This window comes from Celeribacter sp. (assembly GCF_048261515.1).
Lineage (GTDB): Bacteria > Pseudomonadota > Alphaproteobacteria > Rhodobacterales > Rhodobacteraceae > Celeribacter.
Map to the genome: position 1 here is coordinate 184,733 of NZ_JBLXFZ010000002.1, position 13,027 is coordinate 197,759.

Annotated in this window: 12 protein-coding genes and 3 pseudogenes; 4 read left to right on the forward strand and 11 right to left on the reverse strand. The window is 51.9% G+C overall.

What is annotated here, in order from left to right; all coding sequences use genetic code 11:
- Nucleotides 1-37: 37 nt before the first annotated feature.
- From ACN0SC_RS05750 to ACN0SC_RS05790, 9 genes and pseudogenes are all read right to left on the reverse strand, one after another.
- The gene (locus ACN0SC_RS05750; RefSeq protein ID WP_417248954.1) at nt 38-208 is read right to left on the reverse strand and encodes a DUF4113 domain-containing protein; all 171 of its coding nucleotides are present in this window, start codon (nt 206-208) and stop codon (nt 38-40) included.
- Nucleotides 209-275: 67 nt separating this feature from the next.
- A pseudogene (locus ACN0SC_RS05755) lies at nt 276-1,290 on the reverse strand (IS3 family transposase); the annotation flags it as partial.
- A 116-nt stretch (nt 1,291-1,406) separates the two neighbouring features.
- Nucleotides 1,407-1,757, reverse strand: coding sequence for a type II toxin-antitoxin system RelE/ParE family toxin (locus ACN0SC_RS05760; protein ID WP_417248709.1), 351 nt, complete (start codon nt 1,755-1,757; stop codon nt 1,407-1,409).
- Nucleotides 1,744-2,019 (reverse strand): ribbon-helix-helix domain-containing protein, encoded by a 276-nt coding sequence (locus tag ACN0SC_RS05765; protein ID WP_417248710.1) that lies wholly within the window; start codon nt 2,017-2,019, stop codon nt 1,744-1,746. Before ACN0SC_RS05765 ends, ACN0SC_RS05760 begins: the two co-directional genes overlap by 14 nt.
- Before the next feature lie 261 nt (nt 2,020-2,280).
- A pseudogene (locus ACN0SC_RS05770) lies at nt 2,281-2,403 on the reverse strand (transposase); the annotation flags it as partial.
- Nucleotides 2,404-2,491: 88 nt separating this feature from the next.
- A pseudogene (locus tag ACN0SC_RS05775) lies at nt 2,492-2,587 on the reverse strand (integrase core domain-containing protein); the annotation flags it as partial.
- A 106-nt stretch (nt 2,588-2,693) separates the two neighbouring features.
- Entirely contained in the window at nt 2,694-2,891 is a 198-nt protein-coding gene (locus tag ACN0SC_RS05780; RefSeq protein ID WP_417248711.1) for a hypothetical protein, read from the reverse strand.
- 136 nt (nt 2,892-3,027) lie between these two features.
- The gene (locus ACN0SC_RS05785) at nt 3,028-4,371 is read right to left on the reverse strand and encodes a TrkH family potassium uptake protein (protein ID WP_417248712.1); all 1,344 of its coding nucleotides are present in this window, start codon (nt 4,369-4,371) and stop codon (nt 3,028-3,030) included.
- Nucleotides 4,372-4,373: 2 nt separating this feature from the next.
- Nucleotides 4,374-5,036: a potassium channel family protein gene (locus ACN0SC_RS05790; protein ID WP_417248713.1), complete on the reverse strand. Its 663-nt coding sequence runs from the start codon at nt 5,034-5,036 to the stop codon at nt 4,374-4,376.
- Between the two features lie 527 nt (nt 5,037-5,563).
- Here ACN0SC_RS05790 and ACN0SC_RS05795 point away from each other — a divergent pair.
- The 4 genes from ACN0SC_RS05795 (at nt 5,564) to ACN0SC_RS05810 (ending at nt 9,181) form a co-directional block, all read left to right on the forward strand.
- A complete protein-coding gene (locus tag ACN0SC_RS05795; protein WP_417248714.1) occupies nt 5,564-5,755 on the forward strand; it encodes a hypothetical protein in 192 nt (63 codons plus the stop codon).
- 181 nt (nt 5,756-5,936) lie between these two features.
- On the forward strand, nt 5,937-6,158 hold the full coding sequence (locus ACN0SC_RS05800) for a hypothetical protein (RefSeq protein WP_417248715.1): 222 nt from the start codon (nt 5,937-5,939) through the stop codon (nt 6,156-6,158).
- Complete coding sequence (locus tag ACN0SC_RS05805; RefSeq protein WP_417248716.1) at nt 6,151-8,547, forward strand: AAA family ATPase; 2,397 nt, start codon at nt 6,151-6,153, stop codon at nt 8,545-8,547. The genes ACN0SC_RS05800 and ACN0SC_RS05805 overlap by 8 nt, the downstream gene beginning before the upstream one ends.
- Before the next feature lie 181 nt (nt 8,548-8,728).
- Nucleotides 8,729-9,181 (forward strand): hypothetical protein, encoded by a 453-nt coding sequence (locus ACN0SC_RS05810; protein WP_417248717.1) that lies wholly within the window; start codon nt 8,729-8,731, stop codon nt 9,179-9,181.
- Between the two features lie 364 nt (nt 9,182-9,545).
- Here ACN0SC_RS05810 and ACN0SC_RS05815 read toward each other — a convergent pair whose 3' ends face one another.
- Together ACN0SC_RS05815 and ACN0SC_RS05820 are read right to left on the reverse strand one after the other, a co-directional pair.
- Nucleotides 9,546-10,961: a UvrD-helicase domain-containing protein gene (locus ACN0SC_RS05815; protein WP_417248718.1), complete on the reverse strand. Its 1,416-nt coding sequence runs from the start codon at nt 10,959-10,961 to the stop codon at nt 9,546-9,548.
- On the reverse strand, nt 10,954-12,681 hold the full coding sequence (locus ACN0SC_RS05820) for an ATP-dependent nuclease (protein WP_417248719.1): 1,728 nt from the start codon (nt 12,679-12,681) through the stop codon (nt 10,954-10,956). Before ACN0SC_RS05820 ends, ACN0SC_RS05815 begins: the two co-directional genes overlap by 8 nt.
- Nucleotides 12,682-13,027 lie beyond the last annotated feature (346 nt).

Genomic DNA, 13,027 nt, shown 5'->3' on the forward strand with positions numbered 1-13,027 from the left:
TATTGCCATCTTGCGAACACCACGACAGTCTTTCGCCTTACCCCTTTTCAAAGAACCCATAGTGCGGCTTTGAATGACCGAATGACACGGTATCCGGGCCGAACCTCCGGTTGATGTTATCCACGACTTTTCCGAGCTTTTTCGTTCGGTCTTGGATGCTTGAGGAAATGGCAGAAACAGGTCCGGCACTCGATCCTCGAGCCGCTATGCTCTGCTACCCAACTGCTCTGCTACCCAACCTTCTGCCACTGAGGGCCAGAGTTTTTCGTCGTTTCTTAGCATGACGGGCTGGTATCGCCATCTGAGTTTTTCAGCATTATTGGGGGCATATTCCCAATCGCGCTGTGTGGTCGTTCTTCGTTGTAGTATCTACCACTGCCCGACAGGGTTATGCGGAGCATGATCCCGAGAGGTGCCAGTCCTCGATCTTTTCGCAAGTATCTTCGCGGCTCATGAACCAGTGTGTGTTCAGACATTCACCTCTTAGCTTTGAGTTGAACGCTTCTATGAAAGCGTTGTCTGTCGGTTTTCCAGGACGTGAGAAGTCCAGCGTGACCCCGCGCTGGTAGGCCCACAAGTCCATGTCGCGAGAGATAAATTCGCTCCCATTATCCACCCGTATCGTTTTGGGATATCCAATGTCGCGGCAAATACGATCCAAGGTGGCCACGACATCCTCACCTCGATAGCTGAAGCGAGGATCGATGACAGGACAATAGCGCGAGAAGGTGTCTACGACCGTCAGGATGCGAAGCTTGCGCCCAGTGGCGAGCTGGTCATGCACGAAGTCCATGGCCCAGACGTCATTGGAACAAACAGCGTCCGCGCGATCCTCTCGTAGCTTGGCTTTGACGCGCCTCTTGGGGGGCTTATTGCGCAATTGCAGGCCCATTTCCTTGTAAATCCTGTAAACCCGCTTGGGGTTCACTTCCCATCCTTCGCGTCGCAACACATAGTGGACGCGGCGATAACCATATCGAACACGCGTTTCGCAAATCTCTTTGATACGGGCCTTTAGACTGGCCGGATCGCGGCGACGGGATTTGTACTGATAGGTCGATCTATCGAACTTCAGCACGCTGCAGGCACGTCTGACAGACACGCGCCAATCTTCCCGAACACCGTCGATGATCTCGCGCTTACGATCCGGCCTCAGAGCTTTCGTTTGACGACATCCTGAAGCATTTCCTTGTCGAGCATTAGATCAGCGACAATTTTCTTCAGCCGTCGATTCTCATCTTCCAGCTCGCGCAGTTTCTTCATCTCGGACGGCATCAGCCCAGCATACTTGTTTGGCGGGAAAACCGTCCACTGGACACGCCCCTACGGTAAATGTTGATCTTCGCGAAATTCCTGATGCTCTAGCCTTCCTTGAAGGCATCTATCAACGCATGACGTGCGTTCTTTCAGGTTTTCCCGGCGAGCATTCGCGCCAGCATGTGACGGATGTGATCCTGCGCTCCGAAAAACAGAGCAACGACGACAACGCAGGCTCGTTCTTCATCCAGCAAGAACCAGATGGCGGTCTTTTCCATGCGCACGAAGCGCAGGCCCGCCCGAATATCAGATCGCAACGTTCCCATATGGGGCGATTGCGTCAACACATTCACCGAAGTTATTATTTTGCGAATCCGATTGGCCGCACGTATGAGTGCGGCATCTGGCTCATCGCCCAACTCGATATACGAGCTCGCAAGATGGTCAAAGATCAGCTCGAAGTCCCATTCCGCTTCTGCGGAGAACTCAAGATCCCACATTATCTGACTGCAATTTCCGCGCAATCATCTGTTCGATACGAGTATCCATGTCTGCCGACGAAACCATCGGTCCCGACAGGCGCCGATCGACAAGTTGCCGCAACGCAGCCACCTCCAGGTCCTCAGCTTCAGTTTTTTGCCGAAGCAAATCAAGTCCATGTTGAAGGACGGAACTCAGACTGGCATATCTCCCGGATTCAACAAGGTCACGAGCAAACCTGTCTTGCGGGTCCGACAAAGAGATCGATGATTTCACAGTCATGCCAGTCCTCCTTTGGCAGAAAGGTAGCACTTGGTAGCACTGCATTCAAGGCAGGATACCCATCCAAGTTGATCGCCACACTGATTTCGCACCCATTACTGCGTGACCGCGAAGATTTCGTCGGGAGCTGATCTCCCTATTATTTCTCTGACGAGCAGCAAGTGTTGAAGAATAAGTCGACTTTGAGGGGCGGCCCTCAGTAGTGTCAATATTTAACGTAGGGGCGTGTCCACTGGACGCTTTTCTTTTTCCGCCTGCACTCCAGTTAAAATACGTCGCTTGGCTAATACCAGCCTTGCGGCAAATCTCCGCAACCGGCGTACCTTCTTCGCCCTGCTTTACAATGAACGCCTTCTGCGCGTCCGTGAACTTCGATGCTTTCATCGTCTTCGCTCCTTTCCAGCCAAAGGAAAATACGAGCGAAAAACTCTAACTACAAACGGCAGAAAAATCGGGTTTCACAGCAATCGCCCAATGTCCCGAACAGCGTTTCATTTAGGCATTCATCACGTAGCTTGCCGTTGAAGCTTTCGATGAAGTCGTTCTGCTGCGGTTTTCCGGGTGCAATGCCAGGATTAGGATGTCGTGCAGACGGCGTAGGGAAGTGAAAACCAACGATGTCACCCGCCAGCACAGGTGTAGGAAGCGCCAAAAAACAATCCTATTCGAAACAATCAGGCAGCTTCTTCGACGAGCAGGTCAAACAAGTAGTCGTCCATAATACCGTCATGTTCGCCAAGTAGAGACACACTTTCGATGCCCTTAAGTTCGGCGAAGCCGTTGTCAATATTAGCTTTTTGAGGGCGCGACTCATCCGCCGCTCGCAGCGCAAGCGTTGAGATGCTACTGGTCATGAAACTCATGGTAGTCATGGTGTTTGCTCCTTTAGTGCACCCAAGTATTCGATTTTTGGTGCAAAAAGTCACTGTTTTCCTGAGCCGATGAGCCCTGTAAGGGGTCAAATTTTTCTACAATAGTAGATAGGGTTCCTCAGTCATATTCCATTTTTCACCCCAAGTAAATTTGCCCTGCGGGATATTTCACCTTTGGAACGCTGCGGGTGGCGAGGAAGAAACCGATTGCCAAAGGGCCGACGCGCCCGACGAACATGATAGTCATGATGATACCGCGCCCGATGCCATCAAGCTCATCCGTGATCCCGCGCGATAGGCCCACTGTTCCAAAGGCGGATGTCACTTCGAATGCTACGTCGATGAATTGACCATCGTGGTTGATTGCCATCACGAAGATCCCCGTCAGGACGAGCAGCATGGATATTGTTGTCAGTGCGAGGACCTTCATGACCTCATCTACCCCCAAGGACCGACCGAAGACATGCAACGTGGTTTGACGTCGAAAGAAGGCGACCGTGGCAAGAAGTAGGACGAATAGTGTGGTGACCTTGATCCCTCCCGCGGTCGAGGTGCTGCCGCCGCCGACCAGCATCAGCGTCATCGTCAGCAGGGACGTGCTGTCATGCATTCCGCCAGTGTTAATCGTGTTGAAGCCTGCGGTGCGCGGGGTGACCCCCTGAAACCAACTCGCCCACAGTTTGTCGATGGTGCTGAGGTGTCCCAGAGTCTCGGGATTCCGCCATTCCAAAAGTCCAAACATGACACAACCCCAGAGGATCAGGAAAGCGGTGCCAACAAGCATCAGCTTGGAATGTAGAGTTAGTTTGCGCCAGTTTCGCGTCTTGTAGACATCCCCCACAACGATGAAGCCAAGCCCACCCAAAATGAAAAGGGCAGGGATCACCAGATTGATAATCGGGTTTCCGACCCATTGCGAAAGACTGTCGGGGTGTAGTGCAAACCCGGCATTGTTGAAGGCAGAGACCGAATGAAAGACCGCCTGCCATAGGCCAGTCCAGCCAAATTCAGGGACAAATATTAAAGCCAAAAGGGTGGCGCCAACCGTTTCGCAGGCGAGGGCGATCACAAGGATCATGCGAGCAATATACGTGAGGTTCGACAGCGAAGTCTGGTTTAGGTCTTCGCGCAGAATCAGCCGTTGCGGCATGCCGACAGGGATCCCCAGAGCTCCGAGCAAGAGTACCGCAAAGGTCATAAGACCGAGCCCACCAAGCTGGATGAGCATCGCAATTATAGCTTGACCAAATCCGGTGAAGGCGGATCCGGTATCGGCAAGAGCAAGCCCGGTGACTGTTACCGCCGAGGTCGCCGTGAATAGAGCTTCGCTCGGACCGATGTCACCGTAATGCGAGATGGGCAACCAGAGAAATATAGCGCCCAGAAGGATCAGTGCCATGTAGAAAAGCGACAACAGTGCAGGCGGGGGCATTCGCAGTTTTTTCTTCCGCCTGAGAAAACTCCAGAATGGTGCAGTCATAATTAGAGGCTGGCTGCAAAGCTGTGAAGGTCGTTCCGCTGGCCCAGCAGTAGAAGCAGGTCATCGCGCTGAAACTGGCACTCTGAGCCGTCCTGCCCGATGAATTCACTCCCTCTCATAATCCCGATGCAGCGAAGATTGTAGGTCTTGGCATGTGGCAACTCGTTCAGGCGTCGGCCTTCGAGGCTCTCGGAGATGCGGAAGTTCACCACATGAAAGCCGTTTCCGAGGCTGACATAGTCCCGCATCAGCGGATTGTTCAGAATTTGCGCGATATGTTGACCAACCTCGACCTCCGGGTGAACGATCCTATCGACGCCAAGTTTTTTAAGAATTCGGTGGTGGGTTTTTGTGGCGGCCTTGGCCCAAACGACCTGAACGCCGACAAGTTTGAGGTTCATCGCCGACAGGATGCTGGCTTCCAAATCATCACCCATAGCAACGACAGCAGTATCACAGTCGCTGAAACCGGCATCACGCAGCGCTGCGTCATCCCGGGCATCTACGATCATGGCTTGTGATAAGGTATCTGCAAGGTTGGCGACACGCGCCTCGGAGATGTCGATGCCGATTACGTGGTTGCCGAACCGCTGCAGTTCCTTTGCAACAGAACTTCCGAAGTTGCCCAGACCAACGACACCAAATGTTCGCTTTTTGATATTCAATGCGTTGTGTCCATCCAATTTGACTGCCACGGAACATTGCCGCAAAGCAAAAAGATGTCAACATGGGCTCCAAGCGGACTTGTGGTGGTGCGACACGAAAATCTTGACCTTGCAGGCTTCAGTACGGCCAACCAGATGACCGGTCCCAGCCCGAAGCGGACATGACCTGTGCATTTGCTGCACCAGAGGCATTTCGAAGTGCGGGCGGGAAGCGGAAGTCCTCTACACATGCAAACGTTCAGGTGCGCTTTTCGCAAAGCAGACACTCAAAGTGTCAGACGCGGCTATGTACGTGTCCCCAAGGAACCGATGGTGTACGATGGTTTGTGGAAGCCCCTCAGGCGGTCATCTCGTGGAAATAGCTTACCCCGGTCAAAAACATTGAAAATCTTGACGTCGCTCGGTCTGGCGCAAGAAAACGGGATGCCTCAGTTGAAGAATGACCAATCAACATCCGCAGCAATAGGATTTGAATGTTCAGACGGCTTGTGACCAGACTGGCCATTGCAAATAGGGAAACAACCGTAGTGATTGAGAAAATCGCTCAAGAAGAAGCTTTCAATGTCAAAAAGGTTCTCATTTCCGTAGTTCCTGAGAACTACTGCAGAGTAGTACGTAAACTTCACGCCCTGTGTCTTTGCGTAGTTACTAATTCCCATATTGCCAGATTGGCCGGACAAGTGGCCGCCAAGCCTCTTAAAAAGGCTGTTTTGTTTTGACTCGCTCATCCCAATGTAAATCAGCTTTGAGTTTGCGAAGGGATACGCGACTTCACTTTCGGTCAAGTAGATGAAGTAGATGCCCGCAACACCACGAACAAACTTGATTTCTTGCTCGCTTAGATTGTACGATTGTGTGAATAATATCCGCATTTCTCAATACTAAACAAGGACATAGGTCTTGACCACCGAAAACATCAAGACAGCATCCGAGGTCATTACCGAGTTCCTCGACACCCAGGCTAAGGACGAAGCCCTCGACGCGGACACTGTGGCCGCTGTTGGCAAGCTTCGAAAGGACGATGATCTAAGCAAGGTCAAGCTGCTACGAAAGCTGGAAGAGGCACGCAAGGCCGCACTCAAGGCTGATGTGGCGGACGCAGAGGAGGCAGGTGATGACTAAAATTCGCAAGGTCACCGTCTCGCGCTTTCGCGGCGCACGTTTCGAGCTGCCCCTCGATTTTTCGAAGAAAACGAAGAGCGTTGCGATCTTCGGTGAGAACGCGTCGGGCAAAAGCACTATTACAGATGCCCTTGAGTGGTTCATTCATGACCGCGTGGACCACCTGTGGCGGGAGGACTGCAAGCAGGACTCGCTGCGCAATGTACTCGCCGACGACAAGCCCAGCTCTGTGGAGCTGGTATTTGACGGCACTGACCGCAACGGAACCAAAGCGCTGTCGGGCACGCTGAAGACCTCAGCCACCTTTGCCAATGACAATGCAGAGCAGCTTGTTGCTGATCTGAAAGGTGACAATATCATTCTCAGGCATGCAGATATTGTTAACTTTCTCGACAAAACAAAAGGCGGAAAGCGTGAGGCCATTGCCGATATTATCGGTTATAGTGAAATCACGAAATTTAGAAAAGTCCTTTTGCAAACCAAGAACCAGCTCGAAAAAGAAACTGAATACACGACCGCAAAACAGCAGATTCAGCGGCTTCAGTCCGGGATGATCGCGGAAGTAGAGCAGGTTGTTCCTGACAGAAAAGAATTTTACGGCGTGGCCGCCAATGTCATGAAGCCATTTGATCTTACGACAGAAATTACTGACGAAGAGTCCTACGTTGAGGCTTTAGAAGAGCTTCGAGGACAGGGCAGTAGTGAAGAAAAGATACGACTGGCAGAACGGCTTGCGCAGCTTGAAACGGCTTGCAGTGACCTGGTCGCCGATATTGATCAACTCTCTGATGATGCTACGGCATTTACGGACAAATACAACGCCCTCGCTAAAGAGAGCGAAAACGTCAACAAGCTTCGGCTCAGTGACTTTCTAACGCGCGGCAAGTCCGTCCTGGACGACGAAGTCTTTACTGATCCGCATTGCCCGTTTTGTTTGTTGCCCTATGAGCTTGATCAACTTCAAGAAGAGGTCGGCAAGCGCCTTGAAGCGTTAGAGGTTTTGCAGAAGCAGCTCGATGAAGCAGGCACGCTCAAGGATGCGCTTGTTGAGACCGTCATCAACGCGGGCCTTAATACGAAAACCATCATGGAGACGTATTCCGATCTGAAGGATTTTTCTTCGCTGATCGAAGCTGTTAAGGCTGCGCGCTTCATGTTGCGCGACTATCTGAAAGAGCTGAAATCCGCCTTTGATGATAGAAGGGTTTTCGAGGCACCGGCTGGTTTCGTTGCCGAACTGAAGGCGTTGCGTGCAGAAGCGGAAACGGCTGCGGAGCAAGCCAAAGAAGCCGCGAAGAAGCTGCAGCTCACGGAGCTGGAGAAGAAGGTCGCCGCGGCGCTGACCAGGCTCAAAACCGTCAACGATCAGGTGAACGACTTTGAAAGCTATCAACACATAAAGGATGCATATGAAACCCAAGTCATCACCCTTTCGTCAATGCTGAATGCCTTCATCAAGGTTCAGAATGGGGCACTGCAAGCCGTGCTGGATACCATCAGCGATGATGTCGGGAAGTTCTACGCGGCGCTTCATCCCAAAGAGAGTGTGGACAAAGTACGCCTGACCATGGTCGGCGATGAAGGTGTCGAGTTCCAGTACACTTTCCATGGCAAGGCGACCCAGCCGCCACGCAAATATTTGAGCGAAAGTCACCTGAATAGTCTTGGCGTGGTGCTGTTCCTCGCCAACGCTCGCATTTTCAACAAGCACGCCAAGTTCTTAGTGCTGGACGATATCGTCACAAGCTTCGATACATCGCATCGGCGCAGGCTCTTACGTCTTTTGCGCGACGAGTTCTCCGATTGGCAAATCATCATCCTCACGCACGAGAATATCTGGTTCGACATTATCAAGAGGGAGATGGGGCAGCATGGCTGGATTTTTCATGAGGTCCGGTCAGACGGTGCAAATGGCATCCTTCTCGAAAACAGCCCCGCGACGCTGAAAGAAATCATCGAACAGAAAAAGGGCAAGGAAGACGTTACCAATGACCTACGCAAGCTAATGGAGCTTGTCCTCAAGAACATCTGCCAGGCACTTGGAGTCAAGGTGGCCTTCCGCTTCAACGACATCAACGAAAAGCGAATGTCCGATGAGCTGATCAGCGCGCTGAGATCAACTTTGAAGGACAAATCGCCCGATCTGCTGGACACCCAAATCTTCTCCGATCTGGCAGGCTCGGCCCTCATCGGCAATCTGGTCTCTCACGATAACGCCGACAAAATTGTCGGCGCTGACATTGAGGTGTTGCTGGAAGATATCGAGAAGCTGATCGCCCTCTTTGTTTGTAAGCATTGTAACCGCCAAATTCGCGCAGATATCGATGTGCCCGGTGAGAAAGCGATTTCGTGTAAGTGTGGGAAGTCTAAATTGCCTTGGAAAACTTAAGTGCTGTAAGACCTGCTTAAACAGAATTCGCACATCACGCGATTGGCATACAAGCCGGTAGCGACCGCAAAGTCCGATCAGAAGTGCAGATAGACCGGTTTGAACTTCGATCAGATATGGTTAATGGAGCGTATTGGTCTGTTTGGTGTGCGGACAGCTTCAAACTATCGGGAGGTCTTTGATGGATAATCCTCATACAGCGGCCACGAAATTTGCGGCAGATTTTGGGGCGATGGAATACGCCCTAAAGAGAATGCCAAAGTACCGCCGCAAGAACAGAGCAATTGCAGAGGCTGATTGGGACGCATTTGCGAGAGATTTGGGGCAGGAATTCTTTGATCATGTCGTGGAGTCTGGGGTTGCAAAAACACTGATTGGCGAGCCACCGCGACGCCTTCTGGCAGATATGCAGTGGGATCCACCTAATCCCGTCCCACTCTCAAATGTCTTGCAACTCATAGTCAATGGTGTCTGTCGCGTGCGAAATAGTTACTTCCATGGCGAAAAGTTCACTGGTGGACCGGCTGGCCAATGGGAGCGCGACGCCAAGCTCATTGAAGAAGCTCATGCCGTACTTAAAGAGGCTCAGAAATTCGCCTTCAGCCAGCCTGAAAGCGTTGTTGGTTCTGATTAGGTGGTCCAAACTCGTAGCCCATCAGTCTTCATTTGAACCGTGGTTCAGCCAATTCGAATGTCCGGAATGCGGCTTGCGACCGCAGCATCCGAAGGCCGCGCTCAAGGTCGGCTATGGGCCGTCCATAACGCTGCATGCCTTTCAGGCAGGAGGCTTTGCAAAGCGCATTTTCTGCGCTTAGCTGCCGTTCTGGACAAATTCATTGAATGACCGCTCTCAGCCCTTCCAAGACATTCGTGCCTGGCGCAGAATGACGAAGGGTATACCCTGGGAGGGCGGAGAGTGGCCATTATCTGCAGGTGCGAGTTAGACAGCTTCAGGAACAGCAGACCGACTTTGGTTGTGGCAATATACAGGGGACAAGCTAATCGTTCAGAACTGGCGTCTTGGAACAAACTACAAGCTTCTTGGATCCGCGCGTCATAGCCACATAAAGGCTTTTGGCGTCATGATGTGCGGCGTCCAAAACGACCGAGACGTCAGCTTCCAAACCCTTAAGCAGTAGCGTGCTGCCGACTGCCCGCTTTGGAACTTCACGGCCAAGAATACGGCTTTGCTCGCGAAACCTGACCGCCGTCTCATACAGTGAATTTGCTTCATCTTTGTCGCACTGGTTCAGAGCTTTCAGGCACACTCTGAGTACTTCATTTCGGAACACGCGCACCCCTGGCATTCTTGATATTTCGGAAAGCAACGCCGCACCCCTTGCTAAAGATGGTCGCTCGCTAAATTCCAGCGCAAGAACTTCCGCTTCATTGGGTTCATTTCTGGCGGTGCCAGATTGTAGCGATTTCACTCTTTTGACGAAATCGTCCGGACCAACGTTTGTCATGACATTGGCAGCAAACTTTATAATCTTTTCCAAAGCGTTTGCATCGTTTATGTCAAAATCTGCTGCAAATTCCGTCACATCCCTCAGGTCAACATTTTCAACGGTGGCAGCACCCGGAGTCCGCGCCGCGAAGTCACGGTGCGACTGTGGTTTCTTGCTGTCGCCGATGACTAAGACCGAACCTCCCGCTTTAGGAGAAGTCGTCCGTGCCGCTCCAAGTTGCCGTTTGTAGTCGTCACTTCCATCAAGTTCGATCCACTGAACCGACGGTGGAGCTGCTCGAAGATCGACAGGTTGCCCGTTTACCAAAGCGCACCTTGCCTTCAGTAACCATTGGCCGAGTTCTTCAGAATCGGCATTCTTCCAACGCCATGGGATGTCCAGTTCCGTAACAAGTGGAAAGTGTTTGCACACCATGTCGTTCCACGGAGCAACTTCGTTTCCGGGCCAATTGAAAATTGCCTGCATGGGATCACCCAGAATAACAGTTCGCAGAACACGGGCCGCGTAGAAAACTATAGCGTGTTGAGGAATTGAGCAGTCTTGATACTCGTCCACTATGAGGCGATCATAGTTTGCGGCAATAATGTCATCCAAGTGGGATTCTTTTAAAAGACAGCACGCAGCTTTTCTGATCTTTGGATAATTTGGGCGCGTAGCCTGCAGAAGCGAAGAGTTTGCGCCAGATCGTTCCGGAAACATGGATAGGAGCCGGATCACCCAACCATCAATTGTCATCAACCGAAAGGCAGACGCCGGCACGCCAGCGCTTGCAAGTCGGCTCCTTAGGGCCGCCACGCCGGCATTCGTATGGGTAAGTACCAGCACGGGCTTGGGGCCAGTATGGCACGTCAAAGCTTCAGCAATCAGGTGGGTTTTACCACATCCAGCTGGGGCCGTCACCGTACCACGTTCTATGGAAAGAAGATCAATCGGTGTGTCATGCATGTTCGATCCATAAGAATATTGCAGTCAGGACCTGCTGAAACCACTGTTGAGAGTTTCGCAATTCTGGACCGACTATATTTCGACCGATGTGCTCCATCGCAGCAACATTTTTGAACCAAGGATTTTTTTTCTGCTTGGATGCTTTGGCAAGTATAGCCCGGGTATCTTGGCAAATGCCCCCCAACTCGACCTCGGCTTCGAACGCATCAAGGTCAAAAGTATTATTAGATGCCGATTTAATCCATTGGTCGATGCTGCCCCGATCATGCAAGTCGATTGCATACGCGACAAGCTCTTTAACTACAGTGTCAGAGACGCCGCGAAAGATTGCATCTTCGATCGCCTGTCCCGGTTGCCATTTGAAAACAACCCCTCCAACGTCTTCAAAAGCTGCTTCAGCCTCTGCATTTGGCCGTTTATCATCATCCCTGAATACTGCGACCGGGTAGCCCACATCGACAAGTGCTTGCCCCCTACCAATAACTCGGGTGACTCCGCCTCCATCAGCAAGAGAAACGCCGCGAGCCGCTAAAGGTTGGTAGGTCGCATTTGATGAAAAACAGGCATCCAGCCCTCGAAGAAATCCAACTTCGCTGGCACCTTCACAAACAATAACCCTGCGGGAAAGAAACGCTTCAGGGTGTGAGCGGATCGTACCTTGGGCGGCGTCTTCGTCACCGATCTTCTTTGCCTCATGACTTCCGTCGTCAATCTTGCGCAGTACAAAAAGCTGGTTTCCGGTAAGCTCCCTTAAAGCTGTCGGAGAATGGGTCGTAACAAATGCCTGCAAAGGCGGATTTTCCTCCTTGGCCCCCAAGGAGGAAAGCAACCGAATAATTCGATGTGGTTCAAGACCATACTCCAGCTCGTCGATCAGTATCAGCGAAGATTTTTCGGCAGCGGCCCGTTGCAATCCAGCAATGAGAAGCCGAATTGAGCCTACGCCCAAGCTTCTCAATGGCACGCCCTTGGCGTCATGAAGCGAAACTGTACCACCGGAAAAACTGACGCTATGTGCGTCAAGCAATGCTTTGGCATCTGTTCCCGCTTCGATCCCAAGAGACGAAGCTGTTCTTCGTACAGTGTTAAGAGTTTCACTTAACTCCTTCTGGGCATCATCGCCAAATGAGTCTCGCGCAATTCTGGCGGCGCTGATAAGAGCAGCTGAGGCATCCGCCGTTTCATCGTTCAGTTTGTTCAGTACGGAACCGCGCCGCCAACTGAGGTTGTAGTCACTCAAGGCTCCAAGGCGGTTAGGAGCGAGCCTCAGCCTGTCACCCCAAGACAAACTGCGCGACATGCCCTGCGCTGCGGCACGATCTGAAAACAGATCCCACTTGGGTTCCAGGTCGTCCTGAACTACCAATTGAAGGCAAAGAACAGTCTCCGCATCCTTTTCTGGTTCCTCCAGAATCTCGCCAGTTTCAGCGCGAAAGCCACGAAGAAAATGGCCATATGCATCGAGGCTCTTCAAGCCATCTTCCAGATCACCAATCGTAAGTTTGATGCAAATTGGCTCGTCGACGTTCATCTCGAAAAAGTCCGCGTCTGAAATGGAGAGGTTCCGGCGCGCGCCCAGACAGTAGTCAATGGCATCGAGAATGGTTGTCTTCCCGCTATCTCCCGGGCCTATCAGGCAATTGATGCCGGAAGACGGTCTCCATGAAAGAGATTTTATTGAGCGAAAATTGCTAATTTCAACTTTTCTTATTCTGGCCACGGTGCCTCCCTCAAAAAAACTCCAACAACTCTCTGATGAGTACACAGCAACGAGACAACTTCAACCAAACGCTTGTCGACCGGTCCCGAATGAAATCAAAATTCGATAGCGGAGCGAACGGCGGGTTCGGCGGGCCGAGCTGCCGCATTAGCTCGCTCGGCCATCGGTCCGCAATGGGCCGATCACGTCGAGAGGTCAGACCACGGCTCCAGACTCTGCAAAGGTTACTATCTGCGCTTAGCTGCCGTTGGCGCAGGGCGCAGCGAATGTCGGCAATTCGCTCTCTTTGCCCGATACTGTTCAGGCGAAGCTGATGGATGTTCCGGCAGATAGGTTTCGCTGAGTG